Below are 19,288 nucleotides of genomic sequence, written 5' to 3'. Positions count from 1 at the left end.
TGACATGTTCGATCTGAGCGGAAAAAAGGCGCTGGTGACAGGCGCAAGCGGCGGTATCGGCCGCGAAATCGCCACTGCGCTTTCAGCGGCAGGCGCGGAAGTTTCCCTGAGTGGTACCCGCGTTGAGGCGCTTGAAGCGACAGCTGCGGCGCTGACCGGCAAAAGCCACATTCTGCCCTGCAAGCTGAATGATCTGGAAGCGGTGGACCGTTTGGTGCCGCAGGCGGAAGAGGCCATGGGCGGTCTCGATATTCTGATCAACAATGCCGGTGTGACGCGGGACAATTTGTTCATGCGCATGAAGGACGCGGAATGGGATGAAGTGATCGCGGTCAATCTGACTGCAAGCTTTCATCTGTGCCGGGCGGCCCTGCGCGGCATGATGAAGCAGCGCTATGGCCGTATTATCGGTATTTCATCTGTTGTTGGGGTGACCGGCAATCCGGGCCAGGGCAATTATGCCGCCTCCAAGGCCGGCATGATCGGCATGACCAAATCACTGGCCCATGAGGTTGCGTCGCGCAATATCACCGCGAACACCATTGCGCCGGGCTTTATCGGTTCTGCCATGACCGATGAGCTGAACGACAAGCAGCGTGAGGCCATTTTGGGCAAGATTCCGGCCGGGCGGCTGGGGAGTGCCGCAGAAGTTGCCGCCTGTGCGGTTTTCCTTGCCAGTGAAGAGGCTGGCTATGTTACCGGGCAGACGCTGAACATTAATGGCGGCATGGCCATGATATAGGGTATATTACCCTTGAACCGGCTTCTGCCAGTTCCGCTGCGGCCCATTGAGGCCTTAGCGGGTTAAAACTGGCGGAAACGGTGGTTTGGCGATATGGCCAAGCTCGAAAAAGTGTGTTAGTGGCGCGCTCAATGTGCGCATGAGAGTGTCTTGTGAGTGCAAAGAAACCCGCTAAAGTGCGGTGAACTACAAAGCTTGTGCATTGACACAGAAACAGGCTTTGCGGCTTAAAGTTAGAACAAATCAGTTCGTTGAAAAGGAAACATACCATGAGCGACATCGCAGATCGCGTACGTAAGATCGTTGTCGAGCACCTCAATGTTGAGGCGGAAAAGGTCACGGAGAAGGCCAGCTTTATCGATGATCTCGGCGCAGATTCGCTCGATCAGGTCGAACTCGTAATGGCATTCGAAGAGGAATTCTCGGTTGAGATCCCTGACGATGCTGCTGAAGGCATCCAGACCTTTGGTGACGCTGTAGGGTTTCTGACAAAAGCGACCGCATAAGTTCTCTGGGAACTTCTGGAGGCACTATGCAACTGCGGCGGGTTGTTGTCACTGGCATGGGTATCGTCAGCCCTTTGGGCTGCGGTATCGAACCGGTTTGGTCAAACATACTCGCAGCCAAAAGCGGTGCAGTTCGCGTAGACGATTTTGAAGTAGACGATCTGGCTTGCCAGATCGCCTGCCGCATTCCCCTAGGCGAGAAATCCGAGGGGCGGTTCAATCCAGATGACTGGATGGAACCCAAGGAACAGCGCAAGGTCGATCCATTTATCGTCTTTGCGATGGCCGCTGCAGATCAGGCGATTGCCGATAGCGGCATTGATCTTTCAAAAACCGAGGATCAGGAGCGGGCGGGCGTGCTCATCGGCTCCGGCATTGGCGGTATCGGGGGCATTTATGATGCCGCGATCACGCTTTATGAAAAAGGTCCGCGCCGGGTGAGCCCGTTCTTTATTCCGGGCCGCCTGATCAATCTTGCCTCCGGGCATGTCTCTATCCGCCACAAACTGAAAGGCCCCAACCATTCCGTGGTGACGGCCTGTTCCACCGGTGCCCATGCACTGGGCGACGCAGCGCGGCTTATCGCCTTCGGCGATGCCGATGTCATGGTCGCGGGCGGCACAGAATCACCGGTCAACCGGCTGTCATTGGCGGGCTTTGCCGCCTGCAAGGCGCTGTCGACCGGATTTAATGATGACCCCACACGGGCATCGCGCCCCTATGACAAGGCCCGCGACGGTTTTGTCATGGGTGAGGGCGCCGGTGTTGTCGTGCTTGAGGAATATGAGCACGCCAAGGCGCGCGGGGCGAAAATATATGGTGAAGTCATCGGCTATGGCCTCTCCGGCGATGCCTATCACATCACCGCCCCGGCAGCGGATGGCGATGGCGGTTTCCGCTGCATGTCCGCGGCAATCAAGCGGGCTGGTATCGAAGCCTCCGATATTGATTATATCAACGCCCATGGCACCTCGACCCCTCTGGGTGACGAGATCGAACTGGGGGCGGTGACCCGGCTTCTGGGCGATGCGGCGGGCAAGGTTGTCATGTCCTCGACCAAATCGGCAATCGGGCATCTGTTGGGTGCTGCGGGGGCTGTGGAGGCCATCTTCTCGCTATTGGCCATGCGTGACAATATTGCGCCGCCGACGATCAATCTGGATAATCCCTCGGTCGATACCGAGGTTAATCTGGCACCGAACCAGCCGGTGAAGAAAGAAATCAACACCGTTCTGTCCAATTCGTTCGGATTCGGCGGCACGAATGCGACACTGATCTTTCGCACGGCCGACTGACCGGCTGTTGCACCGCACCGCCAGGGGCTGAAAAAGTGCCTGCCGCGGGGTCAATAAGTTGTGGCTGTACCACGTAAATCTCTTGTTTTTGCCGCATTCATTGGGACAATTGAGCCCTCTATTCCAATACGTACCGGTTCATGAAAAAAACAAAAAACAGACGCCGCCGCAACGGCCTCGTCGAAATTGTAAATGGCGCGCTGTCCTTGCTCGTTCTCGGCATTGTCGTCGTCGTCGGGCTCTTTTTCTATGGTGCGCATACGTTTTATGCCGACGGCAAACTTGCAGAAGAGACGCAATTTCAGGTGCAGCGCGGCACCGGATTGTCGACCATTGCCGGGCAGCTTGAAGACGCCGGCATTGTGTCCAATCGCTGGGTTTTCCAGTTCGGTACGTTGACGCAAAAGAAGGAACGGGCGCTGAAAGCCGGTGAATACCGGATCGCCAAGGGTTCCTCCATGGCCGAGGTGCTCAAGGAACTGACAGAGGGCACCCCGATCACCTATTCGGTGACCATTCCCGAAGGGTTCACGACCTGGCAGGTGATCGAGCGGGTAAATGCTGACAGCAATCTGTCGGGCGAAATCACGCTCCAGCCGGCAGAAGGGGCCTTGTTGCCGGATACATATGTTTATGAACGCGGAGACGAGCGGGATAGCATTATCAAACGTATGCAGGACGCCCAGACGGAAGCGCTGGCGGAAATATGGGAGAGCCGGCAACCCGACCTGCCGGTGGAAACCCCTGAGGAACTGGTTATTCTCGCCTCCATCGTCGAGAAAGAGACCGGCATTGCCAGCGAACGACCCGAAGTGGCTGCCGTTTTCATCAACCGGCTCAATTTCAACATGCGCCTGCAATCTGATCCCACCACGATCTACGGCATCACAAACGGGCAGGGGCCGCTTGGGCGGGGATTGAAGCGTTCAGAGCTGGAAGCCGAGACCCCGTATAATACTTATAAAATTGCAGGCCTGCCCGCCGGACCGATCGCCAATCCGGGGATTGAGGCCATGCGCGCTGTGGCGAATCCGGCGGAAAGCAAATCCCTTTATTTCGTAGCCGCTGGCGCAAATCCGTCTGAAGGCCATCTTTTCGCCCCCTCTTATGATGAACATCGCAAGAATGTGGCGCTCTATCGCAAGGCCTTGAAGGAGGCTGCGGCCCAGGAAGAGGCCGAGGCAGAGGCCGCACGGGACCTGCTTGAGGCAGAAGCCGCGGCCAAGGCGGGTCAGGACACATCGGCCAGCGAGACGGCCAATTAAAGTGACCGGGGCTGCACCTCCGGCTTGGAGGCGAGGCTTGGCCGAACATTCGGAAGACGAAGGATGAGACAAATGACCCATCCCCTGGCGTCGATGACGGGTTATGCCCGTGCGGGCGGGGCGGCCCTTGGCTGCCGATTTCAGATAGAAATCAAATCCGTCAATTCACGCGGTCTGGACGTGCGGATGCGCCTGGCCCCCGGCCTCGACGCGCTTGAGCCTGAACTGCGCCGGCGCATTGGCGATACGCTGGCGCGCGGTGCCGTGTCCCTGTCGATTTCCTTGCAACGTGACGGCGCGGGCCGTGAAGTTGTTATCAACCAGCAGGCGCTGGGGGCTGTTCTGGATGCCCTTGATGCATTGGCCGGGCGGGTGGAGGCAGATCGCCCGCGTCTCGATGGTGTGCTCGCCCTGCAAGGCGTGCTGGAGACCCGCGAAACCTCGATGACAGCGGAGGCCGAGGAAAACCTGCACGCAATGATACTGGAGCAGGTGGATATCTGCCTTGATGATCTGGTCGCATCGCGACGCACCGAAGGCGACCGCCTGACCAATGTCCTGATATCGCGGATTGAGGAAATTGAGGCGCTGACCAAACAGGCGGAAGAGCACCCCTCGCGCAGCCGCGAGGCGATTCTGGCGCGTTTGCGCGAACAGGTTGCCGATCTGGATGTGGCCGGCTCCGGCCTTTCCGAGGAACGGCTACATCAGGAAGCGATGCTGCTGGCCACCAAGGCCGATATCCGCGAGGAGCTTGACCGGCTGACCGCCCATATCAAGTCGGCCCGGCAATTGATCGCCAATGGCGGACCGGTGGGCCGCAAGCTCGATTTTCTTTCACAGGAGTTTAACCGGGAAGCCAATACACTCTGTTCCAAATCGAACGCCGTTGATTTGACCGCAATCGGGCTTGACCTGAAGGCCGTCATCGATCAATTGCGGGAGCAGGTGCAAAATATAGAATAGGTTTGGAGCTTGGCCATGAATTTTGAACGTCGCGGTGTGATGCTGGTCATCGCTTCGCCGTCCGGTGCCGGCAAAACGTCCATCTCCCGAACCATTCTGGCCCAGGACGACAATATCGCGCTGTCCGTCTCTGTAACCACGCGTCCGCGCCGTACGAGCGAGATGGATGGGGTCCATTATCATTTCATCACCCCGGCCGGGTTTGAATCGATGCGCCGCAATGATGAATTGCTGGAATGGGCCGAAGTGCATGGGAATTTTTACGGCACACCAAAGGCGCAGGTGGAAGAACAGATCGCGGCAGGCCGTGACATTCTGTTTGATATCGACTGGCAGGGCACCCAGCAGCTGACCAAGAAATGCCGTCCGGATATGGTGACGGTTTTCATTCTGCCCCCGACCATTGCTGAATTGAAATACCGGCTTGAGCACCGGGCGCAGGACAGTGACGAAGTGATCAACCGCCGCCTCATCAATGCGCGCGAGGAAATGGCCCATTGGGACGAGTATGATTATGTGCTGGTCAATGACGATCTTGAGAAGAGTTGCAACGATGTGAGCGCCATTCTGGCGGCATCGCGTCTCTGGCGGCGTCGGCAGGCGGGTATCGGTGATTTCGTCACCGGGCTGCAGCAACAGATCGACGCGCTGCAGACCTCAAAAACCTGACGCTATTTCAAGCCGAAAAGAAACACGGCTGGCGGCACCAATGCCCCGGCAATGGTGATCACGGAAATAACCCAAAAGGGTACGCTGCGCGGTGCCAGAGCCAACGTGATCACGCGGGTGCAGATGCCGGCTGCCAAGCCCCAGAAGGCTATGGCGTAAAACACCTTTTCAACGGCCAATGACAGGCCGCCGGTTTCATTGAGCTTGAAGACAAGCAGCCAAATCCCGAAGGCCAGACCAATCGCGCCGATGACGGACAGGCGGCGCCACCCCGGCATGAACACGGGCAAGAGGAATGGCCCCAGATAGAGCGCGGCAAGAAGGAAATGCTTACTTTCCATGCCGCGTGACCGCTTGGGCCAGTTCGAGAAATGTCGCAACGGGGAGTTCTTCAGCTCGTTCCGTGCCTTTGAGACCGGCTGCCGTCAACAGTTCTTCCACCGGGATGCCAAGGCCCTTGAGGCTTTGCCGGATCATTTTGCGGCGTTGCCCGAAGGCGGCGCGGGTCACATTTTCCAGCACCTTGACCGGAATGGTCTCATCCACAATGCGGGGCTGCAGATGGACGATGGATGAGGTCACCTTGGGTGGCGGGGTAAAGGCGCTGCGATCCACGTTGAATGCGATATGAGCCTGGGTGCGCCAACCGGCCAATACGCCCAGCCGCCCATAGACCTTGCCGCCGGGTGTGGCGCAGATGCGTTCTGCCACTTCCTTTTGGAACATCAGGGTCAAGCTGTCGAAATAGGGTGGCCATGGATCGCTGGTCAGCCAGCCGGTCAGCAGGGGCGTGGCAATATTATAGGGCAGGTTGGCAACGATCTTGACCGGACGACCGTCAGCAAGCGCCCGATAGTCGATTTCCAGCGCATCGGCGGCGATGACCTCGAGCCGGTCCGGATAGGCCGCGGCTATTTCAGCCAGCGCGGGCAGGGCGCGATCATCCCGTTCAATGGCAATGACCTTTTCCGCGCCTTCCGCCAGCAATGCCCGGGTAAGCCCGCCGGGGCCGGGGCCGACTTCAATCACCGTACAGCCTTCAAGCCGGCCGGCCGCGCGCGCGATTCGTGCGGTGAGGTTGAGATCGAGCAGAAAATTCTGCCCCAGTTCTTTTTTTGCCTGCAGCCCGTGCGTGGCAATGACATCGCGTAGCGGCGGTAATCCGTCAATCTGGCTCATGCAGCAGGCCTCGATGCCATCTGCTGGGCCAAACGGATCGCTGCGAGCATGCTGGACGTCGATGCGCTGCCGGTACCTGCCAGATCGAGCGCTGTGCCGTGATCTGGCGATGTACGCACAATGGGCAGCCCCAGGGTGACATTGACGCCTGCATCAAAGGCGACGGTCTTGATCGGTATAAGCGCCTGATCGTGATACATCGCGATCACAACGTCATATTTGCGCCAGTGCGGCGGATAGAACAATGTGTCGGCGGAAAGCGGGCCGACGGCGTCCACACCGTCTGCCTGCAATTCGGCAATGGCCGGGCCAATGATATCGCGCTCCTCAATCCCGATTGTGCCGTCCTCTCCCGCATGCGGGTTGAGGCCGGCAATCGCCAGTTTGGGTTTGCTGATACCGAAGCGGGTCTTTAAGTCCGTTGCGACAATCCGGGCCGTATCGAGAATACGCTCCCGGCTTATCATGGGTGCGACGTCTTTGAGCGGCACGTGGATTGTCATGGGCACTGTGCGCAAATCCTCATGCGCCAGCATCATGACAGGCATGGGGGTCACACCATCTGCCTGACAAAGCGCTGCCAGATATTCGGTATGGCCGGGATGGGTGAACCCGGCACCATAAAGCGCGGCCTTGTGGATGGGGGCGGTCACCAATGCGCTGCATTTGTGCGACCCGATATCGGCAACGGCACGGGCAATCGCCTCGATCACCACAGGGGCTGCCGTTTCATCCAGTTTGCCGGGAAGATCCTCGACCGCGCCCGCAATATCAACGACAGGCAGTTGGGTGGCAAAGATTTCACCGGCCTTGTCCGGGGTGCAGGCCGCAATATCGATCTGAAGGCCAAGCCGTTTGGCGCGGGCCCGCAAAAACGGGACCGCGCCATAAACGATAAAGACGGGCAGATTGAGCGCCTGACGCTGGGCATAAAGCTGCAGGATCAGGTCTGGTCCGATGCCTGCCGGTTCGCCCATGGAAAGCGCCAGAGGCAGTTGCGCGCGCTCAACCATGACAGCGGCCTAACGATAGGTGATGGCGGCGCGTTCTTTCAGCCGTACAAGATAATCGGAGGCTTCGTCCTGAAGCTTTTCTGTGCCTTGTTCCTGACGCAGCTCGCTTTTGAGGAAGGTCAGATCGCGTGCGCTGGATTTGGAGCAAACGGCGAGCATGGACACGCCCGATTCTGAGACGCGTGGCTTGGTAATGCCCCCGTTCTGCAACCCGGCCAGTTCCTTGGCAATCGGATCGGGCAGTTGGGTCGCATGACGGCGGCCCACGTCGATTACAGCGGCATCGGTGTATGAGAGCGAGAGATCGACAGCACTGTCGCAACCCTGAAAGCTTTTGCGATACTGATTGGCCTGCGCAGTCCGTTTGGAGGCCGAGGTTTTCGAACCCTTGGGGATGATGAACAGGATTTCCTTGAGCATGTAATCATAGCTCGAGCTGTCATCCAGCGCGCCAGCGGCCTTCTGGTCCAGTTCCAGATCGGAAATCTGCACCCGCGGCACAACTGCGGTCTGGGTAATGGCCTGCCAGGCAAGTCCGGCCTTCAGGCGGTCCTTGAGCGTTTGCACGTTCACGCCGCTGGCTCTCAGAATCTGATTCAGCTTGTCGACACTGACCCGCAGGTTACGGGCGACGCCAAGATAACCCTCGGTGATCTGCTTGTCTGTAACGGTGATCTTTAAACGCTCGGCTTCCTGCAGCTTGAGCGCTTCTTCCACCAGTTCGTCCGACGCCATCTGGAGGCGCGCGCTGTTGGAACTGCCGCGTCCTTCAAGGCGCAACAAGCCCGCGCGCAGCGAGATCTGCGTGTCGGTGATGAGTGTGCCATTGACGGTGACGCGCACTGCATCCGCCCGGGCCGGCGCGGTGAAGCTGCCTGCCAGCAGCAGCATTGCAGAAATCGCGAAGATAAAACGCGTAAACTTCATTTCTTGCCTCGGCATATTTTGTTCAACTTAAGCGTATGCGAAAAAATTGCGGCCAAAATCAGTTTGTACCAGCGTTTCCTCGCTTAAGGATAGGGTCTGTCTTTTGCGCGAAATCCCGTCAGAAACTATAGCCAGAGCCATCCGGGCTCTTCAACTGGAAGGAAATCTTGTAGCTTTGCGAAGCGGGATTGAACGCTTCTGCGCCCGACGCGGTGTAGATGCCGCTGATCGAGAAATAGCCGTCATCATAGGTGAGCGAGGCTGAACGGCCGAGAAATTCGCCATTGGTCATGTCAAAACCAACTGACGCTTTCGCATACCAGTACTCATAAACCGGCACACGCAGGGAACCACCGATATCCTGCTGGTCGGTTGGGGCGCCGAGTAACGGATCGGCCGCGGCGAAGGCGTAGTCAAGCGTCGCTGACCACTCCTGATACTTGACCGTGCCGGTCAGCGCCGTGCGCTTGATCCTGATGTCGCTGGGGTCAAGCTGCACTTTTGCGCCAAAACTGAAATACTCGTTTACCGCACCCTGAACGCCGGCAACGATATAGGAACTGGTGTTGCCGAGGCCCGAACTGGTGCCGGTCTGGGCCGTGTCGCTGATGCCAAGGGCATTGACGCCGCCGAGATGGAAAGACTGTCCGGCCATGAAATCGAGATAGCTGCCATCTTCGAAGTTAGCCAGATAATGCGCGCCGATATTGGTGCGCAATCCGGTTTCCTGCCGGTCGCTGCCCGAGAAGCGATTGAAACTGAACAGATTGGTGTCATCGAACACAAAGCTTTGCGCATCGTCATTGGTGATGCCAACCGCGGTCTGATCACTGCCACGATAAACAATCTGCGCAATCGGCTCGATGATATGCGTTGAACCGCCATCAACTGCGACAAAGGGATAGCGCATGTCGAGCGCGGCAATCGGCGTCAGGTTATAGAGTTCCCGGGCATTCGGGTCGAGCGCACTGCCGCCATCATAATGCGCGAAGTCGGCGCGCAGCCCGGCATAGGGCGTGAGCAGGACGCCGGCAGAAGTGGTCCATTGTTTGGTCCAGCCCGCCTCCAGCGTGCCGTGCTGCTTGTTCTCCGCATAACCCTCGACATAGGTGACACCATTTGCGGTCGCCACGCTATCGGCGGCGCGGCGCGCATTGAGCAGGCTACCCGATACATTGACCTGGCCCATATCGTCATCAAGCTGCTGAACGTGCTCGATCCGTGCAACGGGCAGGGCGAGCGCCTGTTCGTCCTGATCAGCCTGTGTTGCTTCACCCAGAACAACGAATTCCTGCACACGTATATCGGCAAAAGTCTGCGGAGTGAGGTATTCGGCATAAATCTGGTTGATCGAAGATTTGCGCGTCGGCAACAGGTAATGGCTCAGATAGGCACGGTCGGAAAGGATCGAATAGTCGGTGCCGATTGTCCATTCTTTGCTGGGGGTGAATTTGGTGCTGGTTTGAATGGCGCCGCGCCATTCGCTGTCCCCAACCGTGCCGGCAAAGGCACTGCGGTCCATCTGGTAAAGGCCAGAGGCGGTGACGGAATATTCGCCCATCCCTTGCAGCCGATGGTCGACAGTGCCGCTCAACAAGCCACCCTGACGCGACAGCAGCATGGGCGTCAGCGTGATGTCGACGTCGCGGCCATAGGCGTAAAAATACGGGAACTCGAGTTTCAGGCCGATCCGCTCGCTATAGGCATAGGTGGGCAGACGAAAACCCTTGGCGCGCGGGTTTGAGGGGTCGGGCAGTCGGACCCATGGCAGCCAGGCAACGGGCACGCCGAGAATTTCAAGAATTGGCTGATCCATATCGATCAGCTCGTTATCCTTGTCATAGATCATGCGTTCGGTGCGAATGCGCCAGCCGATCCGTTTGCCATTGGCGTCAATACAGGTGCCGCAGGGCGCGTAGGTGCCATTCTCCAGAATGGTGACGTCGTCTTCATCATGATCCGTTGCGGTCGAGGTGACCATCGCGCCATTCTTGGCGACCATGACCATCGACTGCAGCACAGCCAGCTTGAAATTGCCGGTGATGTTGACCTGACCGGAGGAATATTCATTCCCGTCCGGGTCACGCATGACCACATTGCCGATCAGTTCGACGTCCTGTGTTTTCTGATTGTAGATCAGACGGTCCGCTGTCGCGTAATAGCCGTTATAGGCCATGCCGACCTGGCCGCTGGCGGTGACAACACCATTTCTGTCCTGGGAAAGATAATCCGCCTCGATTGAGGCCTTGCCGTCGCCCGGCGCCGGAACACGGTCAAAAAAGCCATCGGGCAGAAGGGTGAGGGCAAAAGCGGGCGCGCTGGCGGTGAGGCAGGCGAACAGAGCCGCGCTGGCCAAAGCCTGCCGCAGTGCTGATTTCAAACCTGTCTCGCGGCGTCGACGCATTACGCTCGCCCATCCTCTTTGTGCAGCAATACCGTCAAACCAATGACGATCGCCACGATCGCTGGCCCCCAGGCTGCGAATGTGGGATCCAGAACGCCGGCAGACCCAGCCCGGTCGGCCATCTCGGTAATCACAAACACAACAAACCCCAGTACGATACCGTACAATATCGTACTGCCATATGAACCTGTCCTTCGATAACCGGCAGTAAATGCAAAAGCAATTAACAATGACCCAATTAGCAGGGCTGGAAGGGCTAAAAGTTTTGCATAACGCATTTCTGCCGCAGCCCGGGCCACCGGATCGGACAAACCGGTTGCAAGAGCCTGCCGCAGCTCAAAAAAGGTGAAGTCGTCAGTCGCGGCCAGCCGCAGCTCCAGATCAGCCCGGGTACTGGTGGTTGGAACGTCATATTCGGACACTTCAATCGGGAACTTGTTTGACGACAAAAGCGTCGCGTTCTCCAAATGCCATTTCTCAAATTGCAGGGTCGCTGTTTCAGCGATGATGCGGCTGACGCTCTGGCCGGCCGGCATGAAAAAAGTCGCGTCACGCAGAATATGCGGCTCACGGCCCGCGCGGGTGGCCTGGACCACGAACCGCCCCGTTGCCGCTTCCTGTTCAACCCATACCTGATTGGGACCACCGATTTCCGTGGTGGTGAGGCGGGGCACAGTGAGAATGCCGCGATTTAGTTGCGTGACCCAGCCGTCAACCACAAGACTGACGCCGAGGCTGGCAACCAATACGAACAGGATCGGGCCGCGCACGATCCGCCAGATGGAAATGCCGCCCGCCTTGATCACCATCAGTTCACGGTGCCCCTGCAGGTCCAGAAGGGCGATGATCGCGCCAATCAGAACGGTCACGGGCAGCACTTTTATGCTCCAGCGCGCCGCCGCCGCAAAAATGGCGAGCAGGGCGAATTCCGGCCCCTGATTTTCGGACAGGAACTGGTAGCGCCAGCCATCCAGCGATTCCGTAAGGCCAATCAGGCCGGCAAAAACCAGCACCACAACGGCGATCCGCGAGGCGACGCGCCGACTTATGAGCCTGTCGATCCGGCTCATGCGGCCCGCCACTGCGGCAGGCGCAATCTGAAGCTGAAATTCTCGCGCACGAAGAACAAAATTGCAATTGCCATAAGGCATATCGCGCCGAAATGCGGGCCGATAACCGGCCAGGCAGCGGTGATGGAACTGAGCGTCCGGTCGGCGAGACCAAGAACCAGAACAGTGACCTCAATCGGCAGCCTGTCACGGCCACGCCGGGCGTGAGGGAAGGCGGCAAGCGCGGCGACCACAAGGCAAAGGGCAATCACCCGTGTCGCCTCGGCAAGGCGTTCGTTCAGTTTTCGCCATGCGAGGGCGGTCAGCCCGCCATTGGAGATCCCCTCGGCAATGATGGTGAGACTGCCTTTCTGTTCCAGCCCGCTGGCAATGCCGCCGTCATCAGTCAACCTGTCTAGACTGAGTTCATAGCGGTTGAATTCGACCTCGGTGAATTGCTCCCCTTTGCGGATATATTGCACCGCGCCATCTTCGAGACTGAGATTATAGCCCTGATCATCAAAAACGATGACCGCGCGATCGGCGATATAAGTGCGTTCTGTGTCCGGTGCGCGCTTGTCGTCAGCGAAGAAGTCGCGGATCGTGCCGTCTGCGTCGCGGCCACCGATAACGATGAACAGGCCCGGCACCACTTCCGAGAATCGGTGCGGATTAAGCGCCCGGCCCACAAGGTCGGCAGCAACTTCTTCAGACCATTGGGAATAGGCGCGTTTCGACCAAGGCTCGATGACATGGGCAAATAGCGAGACGGCAATAACCCCGCCAAGAACGAAAATGGTGACCGCACCCCAAAGGGCACGGGTTCTGCCGCTGGAATGAATCGAATGCAGTTCACGCGAATCCTGCAAGGACCGCAAGGCACGCGCCATGCCAATGCCCATGCAGATATAGATGATCGCCAGCGCCAGCGGCGGCGTGGTCAGCAAGGACTGGCCTAAAAGGGTCAGCATGTCCTGCCCCTTGGCGGTGACAAGATCAAACAATCGCAAAGCCTGGGTAATCCAGACCAGAAAGGCGGCGACAAAAAAGAAGGAAAGGGCCTCGATGGCAAATAGTTTGCTTAAATATCGGCTGAGGCGTGTCATGGCTCAAGATGTACAGCTTCGCGCTGGCCGGTCAACGATTTAAACCGCATTTCTCCCGGCGGTTTACGTGAATTTTCGCTTGCCGGTTCCTCACCAATTGCCTTGCGGGATTGACGACCGTGGCAAACGGTCTATGTCTGAGGGGCAGGGCGTCTCGCCTGTCCCAATAGCCCATTGGCCAAGAAAAGCGATTATCCATGACCCAAGAACTTTCCATCAAGACGGCAAGCCTGTCGGCAAAATCCGCAGGCATTCTGGTGATTTATGTCCCTGAAGGGGCGGAGCCATCGGGCGCAGGATTGGACCTTTGGAAAAAGACCGGGCTGGATTTCGCCAAACTGAGCAAGGCTGGAAACTTCACAGGCAAACAAGGCCAGGTGCTAAGCGTGCTGGCGCCCCCCAATCTCGATGCGGACCGCCTGTTCGTGCTCGGCACGGGCAAGGCAGACAGCGCGCCCGCCCAGACCCAGAGCGGGTTGCGGGATCGCGGTGGCTCATTGATGGCCAAGTTGCTGGCTGCCAAGGCGGAAAAGGCCAGCGTCATCCTTGACGGCGTGGACGCTGAGGATGTCGCCGATATCGCCGCCGGCTTGCGGCTGCGCCATTACCGGTTTGACAAGTACAAGACTAAAAAGCAGCCAGATGATGAAAACGGCACGCCCGACAGCCTGACGGTTACCCTGCATGTGGACGCCAAGCCCGCCGCCGACAAGGCAATCGCCGACCGCATGGCGACGGTTGAAGGCACGCTGCTGGCGCGCGAGCTGGTCAATGAACCCCCCAACGTGCTGGGGCCGGTCGAATTTGCAGAGATTGCCCGCGATCTCAGCAAGCTGGGCGTTGATGTGGACGTTTTGACCCCGGAAGAGCTTGAAAAGCTGGGCATGGGCTCGCTGCTGGCGGTGGCAAAAGGGTCTGTGCGGCCGGCGCGTCTTGTCGTCATGCAATGGCATGGTGGCCGCAAGAAAGACGCGCCCCTTGCCTTTGTCGGCAAGGGTGTTGTGTTCGATACCGGCGGTATTTCCATCAAGCCGGCAGGCACAATGGAAGACATGAAGGGCGATATGGGCGGTGCCGCCGCGGTGACGGGGTTGATGAAAACCATCGCCACCCGCAAGGCCAAGGCCAATATTGTTGGCGTGATCGGGCTGGTGGAAAACATGCCGGACGGCAATGCCTATCGTCCGGGTGATATTCTCACTTCCATGTCCGGCCAGACCATTGAAGTGGTCAACACGGACGCCGAAGGGCGGCTCGTGCTGGCGGATGCGCTTTGGTACACGCAAGACCGCTTCAAACCCAAATTCATGATCAATCTGGCCACCCTGACCGGTGCTGTTCTGGTGGGGCTGGGGCAGGAATATGCGGGCCTGTTCTCCAACAATGATGATCTGGCCAAGAACCTCTACGATGCCGGCATGGCCTCGAATGAGAAGGTCTGGCGCATGCCTATGGGCCCAGCTTACGACAAGATGATCGAAAGCCGGTTTGCCGACATGAAGAATTCCGGCGGCCGCTACGGCGGGTCAATCACCGCGGCCCAGTTCCTGCAGCGGTTTGTCAATGATGTGCCCTGGGCGCATCTCGATATTGCCGGCGCGGCCTTCTCGACACCGGCAAATGAAGTCAATGTCAGCTGGGGCGCGGGTTTCGGCGTCGGATTGCTCGACAAGCTGGTGCGCGACAAGTACGAGGACTAGGTGTCCAACCCGGATATGTCGTTGAGAGCGGAGGCCTGTTGATATGGAGATATTGTTTTATCATCTCGAACAGGCCCCGCTGGAAAAAGTACTGCCCGCCTTGCTGGAGAAAACGCTGGAACGCGGCTGGAAAGCCGTGATCGAAGTGGGCAGCAGCGAGCGGGCTGACGCCCTCGACACCAGCCTTTGGACCTGGCGCGATGAAAGCTTTTTGCCGCATGGGCGCGATGGCAGCGATGTCGACAGCCTGCAACCATTGTTGCTGACGACGGGCGAAGGCAATCCCAACGGGGCGAATGTGCGGTTTTTCGTTGATGGGGCCTTGCCGCGTGCCGAGGGGGAATATGCGCGGCTGGTGTTCATGTTCGACGGGCACGATCCGGACCGGGTCAACGCCGCCCGCTCAGCATGGAAGGCCTTGAGCAAGGAAAATGCCTGCACCTATTGGCAGCAGGAACCGGGTGGCCGCTGGGTCAAAAAGGGCTGAGGGCTTAAGCCTTACGGTCCCGGCACCCAGCCTGGCGGCGCCATTTCGAAACCGGCAAAATCAAATCCCGGCGCAACCGTGCAGCCGACCAGTGTCCAGTCGCCGAGACTGACCGCGCTCTGCCACTGGTTTTGAGGCACGACAATTTGCGGTGTCTCGCCATTGATAAGGTTATTGCCGAGCGTCAATGTGCCCGCCTTGATGCCATCGGGCGAAATCGACATTTCCAGCGGCGCGCCAGCGTAAAAATGCCAGACTTCCGCAGCGTCGACCCTATGCCAGTGGGACCGGTCGCCTGCCTCAAGCAGGTAATAGATGGCTGTTGAAGCGGCCCGCGCCCCGCCGGTGTCGTCGCGAAACATCTCCCGGAACCAGCCACCTTCAGGATGCGGCTGCAAAGCCAGTTTTGCGATGATCGTCTTGGCGTCCAAAATCGCCTCCAGCGTTTATTCCGCCGCCTGGGCAGCGGTTGCGGCCTCCAGTTCGTCGCTCTTAACCAACCAGATTTCTTCCTGTTCGGCAATTTCGGCTTCAAACCGGGCCTTGTCCTTGCCAAGGGCAATCGTCTCGGCCGGGCCGCCCGCATAGAGTTTCGGATCGGCCAGTTTGGCGTCCACCTTGGCCAGTTCGGCCTTGAGGCGGGAGATTTTTTGTTCGGCCGCCTTGATTTCCTTGCGCAAGGGCGCGACCTGGGCCCGCCGTTGCGCCGCTTCCTGCCGCTCGCGCTTGCGATCCACAGAACTGCCCGAGCCCGTTGAATTCGTGCGATTGGCCGAGTTCTGCGACCCGCCGATCAGCATGCGCTGATAGCCCTCGATATCGTCGTCAAACACCTTGATCGTATTGTCTTCGGCAATCCAGATCTGGTCCACCGTCGCCTCGATCAGATGGCGGTCATGGCTGATGATCAGCACCGCGCCTTCATATTCATTCAGGGCCGCCACAAGCGCGTCGCGGCTGTCGATGTCGAGATGGTTGGTCGGCTCGTCGAGAATGAGCATGCCGGGCCCGCCAAAGGTGATCAGGCCCAAAAGCAGGCGGGCGCGTTCACCACCGGAAAGTTTCTCGGCCGGTGTTTCCATTTTTTGGGTCGACAGGCCCATTTGCGCCACGCGCGCCCGGCGCTTTGCCTCAGTGGCATAGGGCATGAGCGGCTCGACATGTTCGATCGCGGTTTCGCCCGGTTTCAGCATGTCCATCTGGTGCTGGCCGAAAAACGCAATCTCGAGCCCGCGGCCGCGCCGCAAATCACCCGTCATCGGGCGCAATTCGCCAGCGATCAGCTTGGCAAAGGTCGACTTGCCGTTGCCGTTGACGCCCACAAGCGCGATGCGGTCTTCCGGATCAATCCGCGTGGTGATGTTCTTGAGCACAGGCGTGCCATCATACCCCACTGCCACATTGTCGAAATCGAGCATGGGGCTAGCCATGCTTTTCTTGGGGTTCTGGAACGTGAAGGGCAGGGCGGCTTCATCGAACAGCGCCTCGGGCGGCTTCAGCTTGGCGATTGCTTTCATGCGGGCCTGGGCCTGCCGGGCCTTTGACGCCTTGGCCTTGAACCGGTCCACAAACTTTTGCATGTGCTCGATTTTGTCCTGGGTCTTGATGCGCGCCTTGTTGGACAATTCCATCTGCATACGGCGTGTGGCCTCGAACGTATCGTAATTGCCGCGATAAAAAGTCAGCTTGCCCTTGTCGAGATGGATGATCGAGCTGACAGCCTTGTTCAGCAGGTCGCGGTCATGGCTGATCATCAACACAGTATAGGGATAGGTAGCGAGATAGTTCTCCAGCCACAACGTGCCTTCAAGGTCGAGATAGTTGGTCGGCTCGTCAAGCATGAGCAGATCAGGCTGGGCGAACAAGACGCCGGCAAGCGCCACGCGCATGCGCCAGCCGCCCGAGAGATTTTCGCACGGCGTGCTCTGGCGTTCATGCGGAAAGCCAAGGCCGCGCAGAATGTTGCTGGCCCGCGCTTCAGCGGAATGCGCATCGATATCGGCCAGACGCATGTGAATTTCGGCAATCCGGTGCCCGTCGGTGGCGGTTTCCGCCTCGGCGAGCAGGGAGGTGCGCTCCTTGTCGGCCTCAAGCACCATTTCCAGAACGGTCTGCTTGGTGGCCGGCGCTTCCTGCGCCACGGTGCCGATCCGCGCCTTGGGATGCAGTTCCACATCGCCATCATCCGGCATCAGTGATTTGAGGATGATGTTGTAAAGCGTGGTTTTGCCGGAGCCGTTTTTGCCGACAAACCCCGTTTTTGATCCGCGCGGCAGCACAACGCTCGCTTTATCGAAAAGCGTGCGATTGTCGATCTTGTAGGTCAGGTCGGTAATTTTAAGCATGATGGCCGCTGACTAACGTCCCCAAGGCCCCCTTGCAACTCAATTCATGGGTATGCCCGTAAGGCTGCTTGCGGATGTGGCACTCGCGACACGCTGGCAACGATTGTGATGATCGCTGATCGCACCGCTTGTACTGTGCACAAAGCCACGGTAAAAGGCGCCAATTCTCAAATCCCTTAAATCTGCAGGACCTAAAGATATGGCTCTCGAGCGTACCTTCTCCATCATCAAGCCCGACGCAACCAAGCGCAACCTGACCGGCAAGATCATCGCCAAGTTTGAAGAGGCCGGTCTGCGTATCGTCGCTTCCAAGCGCATCCACATGACCCGCGCCCAGGCCGAAGGCTTTTACGCGGTCCATAAGGAACGCCCCTTCTTCGGCGAACTGGTTGATTTCATGATCTCCGAGCCGGTTGTGGTTCAGGTTCTCGAAGGCGAGAACGCTGTTCTCAAGAACCGCGAAGTCATGGGCGCAACCAACCCGGCTGACGCTGCTGAAGGCACGATCCGCAAGGAATTCGCGCTGTCCATCGGCGAAAACTCCGTTCATGGTTCCGACGCGCCGGAAACCGCTGCTGAAGAAATCAAGTATTTCTTCTCAGACGACGAAATCGTTGGCTAAGCCCGAATGAACCAGAACGCACTTTACGCGATTATCGCCGTATTGGCGCTTGTTGCTGTGATTGCCGGCTATGGCTGGTATCAGGAGAGCCAGAAGGGGGAACGCGTGGAGCTGAACCTTGGGAATGGCGGCCTGTCGATCACGACGAAATAGCCGGATCTGATCTGTCGCAAAGTGTTGAAGGCCGCTCACCAGAGCGGCCTTTTCTTTTGCGCCGTTTTCGGGCAGCGTGGCGCCAATCTGGATTTGGGAGTTGGTTTCATGCCTTACGTCAATGTGCGCCTTATCGACGACAATATAAGCCCTGAAAAGAAGGCCGAAGTGATCAGCGGGATCACCGACGTGCTCGTCAATGTGCTTGGCAAATCACCTGATTCTACCTTTGTGGTGATCGATGAAGTGCCCGCCGATAACTGGGGCTTCAAGGGCAAGCCGGTCAGCGAATTGCGCAAAGGCTAGGCCTTGGCGGATTTGCGCCGGTGATAGGTGAGCGCCATGGCAATGCAATGGCGAATGGCATCCATCGGAATCGCTTCGTCACTGCTGAAATGAACGCTGCGATTGCCGCCGAAACGCAACTGCGGGTAGTGCGTGCGCCAGTCTTCCAAAAGACTGGTCTGGCAATTCACATAGAGCGCGTAGCCGCCATCTGAGCCTTTGTCGCGATCGATGCGCACCGTGGTGCCGCTTTTTGTTTCGGTCGTCAGATAGCTCGGCTGGCCCCATTTGAGCGTTTCCTCGATCCGTCCGACCTGCTCGGCTTGCGCCACATCAAAAATCAATGCCCGCAGTGCCAGCAGTTTTTCGCGCAGCCTTGGCGGGTAGGTGGCGAATGCGGCGGCGACGTCTTCGTTCTCAAAGGGCTTGTCGGGCATGCGCAATTCCTGAAGCGTAAGATGACCGGCTGATCTCTCTATGGTGCAAGGTCGCCGGGTTTGGTGTCAGATTCTGTCAGCAACCTGCATCACCCGCAATAGCCGGGCGTGCGGGCAATGCGCGACAGCGCTGAAAAG

The 19,288-nt window shown here is 58.4% G+C and carries 21 protein-coding genes; 11 read left to right on the top strand and 10 right to left on the bottom strand.

Annotated elements, in window-relative coordinates:
• Window positions 1-4 precede the first annotated feature (4 nt).
• From fabG to gmk, 6 genes are all read left to right on the top strand, one after another.
• A complete protein-coding gene (gene fabG / locus L1P08_RS04075; protein WP_303618728.1) occupies window positions 5-742 on the top strand; it encodes a 3-oxoacyl-[acyl-carrier-protein] reductase in 738 nt (245 codons plus the stop codon).
• Between the two features lie 269 nt (window positions 743-1,011).
• On the top strand, window positions 1,012-1,248 hold the full coding sequence (locus L1P08_RS04070) for an acyl carrier protein (RefSeq protein ID WP_303618727.1): 237 nt from the start codon (window positions 1,012-1,014) through the stop codon (window positions 1,246-1,248).
• 32 nt (window positions 1,249-1,280) lie between these two features.
• Window positions 1,281-2,543 carry a beta-ketoacyl-ACP synthase II gene (fabF, locus tag L1P08_RS04065; RefSeq protein ID WP_303619492.1) on the top strand — a complete coding sequence of 421 codons (1,263 nt, stop codon included), beginning with the start codon at window positions 1,281-1,283 and terminating at the stop codon, window positions 2,541-2,543.
• Window positions 2,544-2,683: 140 nt separating this feature from the next.
• Entirely contained in the window at window positions 2,684-3,808 is a 1,125-nt protein-coding gene (gene mltG / locus L1P08_RS04060; RefSeq protein ID WP_303618726.1) for an endolytic transglycosylase MltG, read from the top strand.
• 72 nt (window positions 3,809-3,880) lie between these two features.
• Window positions 3,881-4,774, top strand: coding sequence for a YicC/YloC family endoribonuclease (locus L1P08_RS04055; protein ID WP_303618725.1), 894 nt, complete (start codon window positions 3,881-3,883; stop codon window positions 4,772-4,774).
• A 15-nt stretch (window positions 4,775-4,789) separates the two neighbouring features.
• A complete protein-coding gene (gene gmk / locus L1P08_RS04050; RefSeq protein ID WP_303618724.1) occupies window positions 4,790-5,443 on the top strand; it encodes a guanylate kinase in 654 nt (217 codons plus the stop codon).
• A gap of 2 nt (window positions 5,444-5,445) precedes the next feature.
• Here gmk and L1P08_RS04045 read toward each other — a convergent pair whose 3' ends face one another.
• From L1P08_RS04045 to L1P08_RS04015, 7 genes are all read right to left on the bottom strand, one after another.
• Entirely contained in the window at window positions 5,446-5,784 is a 339-nt protein-coding gene (locus L1P08_RS04045) for a hypothetical protein (RefSeq protein WP_303618723.1), read from the bottom strand.
• Complete coding sequence (rsmA, locus tag L1P08_RS04040) at window positions 5,774-6,622, bottom strand: 16S rRNA (adenine(1518)-N(6)/adenine(1519)-N(6))-dimethyltransferase RsmA (RefSeq protein WP_303618722.1); 849 nt, start codon at window positions 6,620-6,622, stop codon at window positions 5,774-5,776. The genes L1P08_RS04045 and rsmA overlap by 11 nt, the downstream gene beginning before the upstream one ends.
• Window positions 6,619-7,635, bottom strand: coding sequence for a 4-hydroxythreonine-4-phosphate dehydrogenase PdxA (gene pdxA, locus L1P08_RS04035; RefSeq protein WP_303618721.1), 1,017 nt, complete (start codon window positions 7,633-7,635; stop codon window positions 6,619-6,621). Before pdxA ends, rsmA begins: the two co-directional genes overlap by 4 nt.
• 9 nt (window positions 7,636-7,644) lie before the next feature.
• The gene (locus L1P08_RS04030; RefSeq protein ID WP_303618720.1) at window positions 7,645-8,562 is read right to left on the bottom strand and encodes a peptidylprolyl isomerase family protein; all 918 of its coding nucleotides are present in this window, start codon (window positions 8,560-8,562) and stop codon (window positions 7,645-7,647) included.
• A 118-nt stretch (window positions 8,563-8,680) separates the two neighbouring features.
• Window positions 8,681-10,942 carry an LPS-assembly protein LptD gene (locus tag L1P08_RS04025; RefSeq protein WP_303618719.1) on the bottom strand — a complete coding sequence of 754 codons (2,262 nt, stop codon included), beginning with the start codon at window positions 10,940-10,942 and terminating at the stop codon, window positions 8,681-8,683.
• 23 nt (window positions 10,943-10,965) lie between these two features.
• Window positions 10,966-12,036, bottom strand: coding sequence for an LptF/LptG family permease (locus L1P08_RS04020; protein WP_303618718.1), 1,071 nt, complete (start codon window positions 12,034-12,036; stop codon window positions 10,966-10,968).
• Window positions 12,033-13,121, bottom strand: a complete 1,089-nt coding sequence (locus L1P08_RS04015) for an LptF/LptG family permease (protein WP_303618717.1) — start codon at window positions 13,119-13,121, stop codon at window positions 12,033-12,035. Before L1P08_RS04015 ends, L1P08_RS04020 begins: the two co-directional genes overlap by 4 nt.
• Window positions 13,122-13,318: 197 nt before the next feature.
• Here L1P08_RS04015 and L1P08_RS04010 point away from each other — a divergent pair, with 197 nt between their 5' ends.
• Window positions 13,319-14,821 carry a leucyl aminopeptidase gene (locus L1P08_RS04010; protein WP_303618716.1) on the top strand — a complete coding sequence of 501 codons (1,503 nt, stop codon included), beginning with the start codon at window positions 13,319-13,321 and terminating at the stop codon, window positions 14,819-14,821.
• 43 nt (window positions 14,822-14,864) lie between these two features.
• A complete protein-coding gene (locus tag L1P08_RS04005; RefSeq protein ID WP_303618715.1) occupies window positions 14,865-15,308 on the top strand; it encodes a DNA polymerase III subunit chi in 444 nt (147 codons plus the stop codon).
• 11 nt (window positions 15,309-15,319) lie between these two features.
• Here L1P08_RS04005 and L1P08_RS04000 read toward each other — a convergent pair whose 3' ends face one another.
• Window positions 15,320-15,739 (bottom strand): cupin domain-containing protein, encoded by a 420-nt coding sequence (locus tag L1P08_RS04000; RefSeq protein WP_303618714.1) that lies wholly within the window; start codon window positions 15,737-15,739, stop codon window positions 15,320-15,322.
• 15 nt (window positions 15,740-15,754) lie between these two features.
• Window positions 15,755-17,653 (bottom strand): ABC-F family ATP-binding cassette domain-containing protein, encoded by a 1,899-nt coding sequence (locus tag L1P08_RS03995; protein ID WP_303618713.1) that lies wholly within the window; start codon window positions 17,651-17,653, stop codon window positions 15,755-15,757.
• A gap of 199 nt (window positions 17,654-17,852) precedes the next feature.
• Between L1P08_RS03995 and ndk the strand changes: the two genes are divergently transcribed.
• The 3 genes from ndk (at window position 17,853) to L1P08_RS03980 (ending at window position 18,734) form a co-directional block, all read left to right on the top strand.
• Window positions 17,853-18,275: a nucleoside-diphosphate kinase gene (gene ndk / locus L1P08_RS03990; protein WP_303618712.1), complete on the top strand. Its 423-nt coding sequence runs from the start codon at window positions 17,853-17,855 to the stop codon at window positions 18,273-18,275.
• A 6-nt stretch (window positions 18,276-18,281) separates the two neighbouring features.
• Window positions 18,282-18,428, top strand: a complete 147-nt coding sequence (locus L1P08_RS03985) for a hypothetical protein (RefSeq protein WP_303618711.1) — start codon at window positions 18,282-18,284, stop codon at window positions 18,426-18,428.
• A gap of 108 nt (window positions 18,429-18,536) precedes the next feature.
• Complete coding sequence (locus L1P08_RS03980; RefSeq protein WP_303618710.1) at window positions 18,537-18,734, top strand: tautomerase family protein; 198 nt, start codon at window positions 18,537-18,539, stop codon at window positions 18,732-18,734.
• Here L1P08_RS03980 and L1P08_RS03975 read toward each other — a convergent pair.
• Window positions 18,731-19,150, bottom strand: a complete 420-nt coding sequence (locus L1P08_RS03975; RefSeq protein ID WP_303618709.1) for a DUF1801 domain-containing protein — start codon at window positions 19,148-19,150, stop codon at window positions 18,731-18,733. The two genes, L1P08_RS03980 and L1P08_RS03975, sit on opposite strands and share 4 nt — an antisense overlap.
• Window positions 19,151-19,288 lie beyond the last annotated feature (138 nt).

It is taken from the genome of Mariluticola halotolerans, assembly GCF_021611515.1.
Classification (GTDB): Bacteria; Pseudomonadota; Alphaproteobacteria; order Rhizobiales; family Devosiaceae; genus Mariluticola; species Mariluticola halotolerans.
The sequence above is the reverse complement of the archived record's forward strand: the minus strand, read 5'-3'. Positions and strand labels throughout refer to the sequence as shown.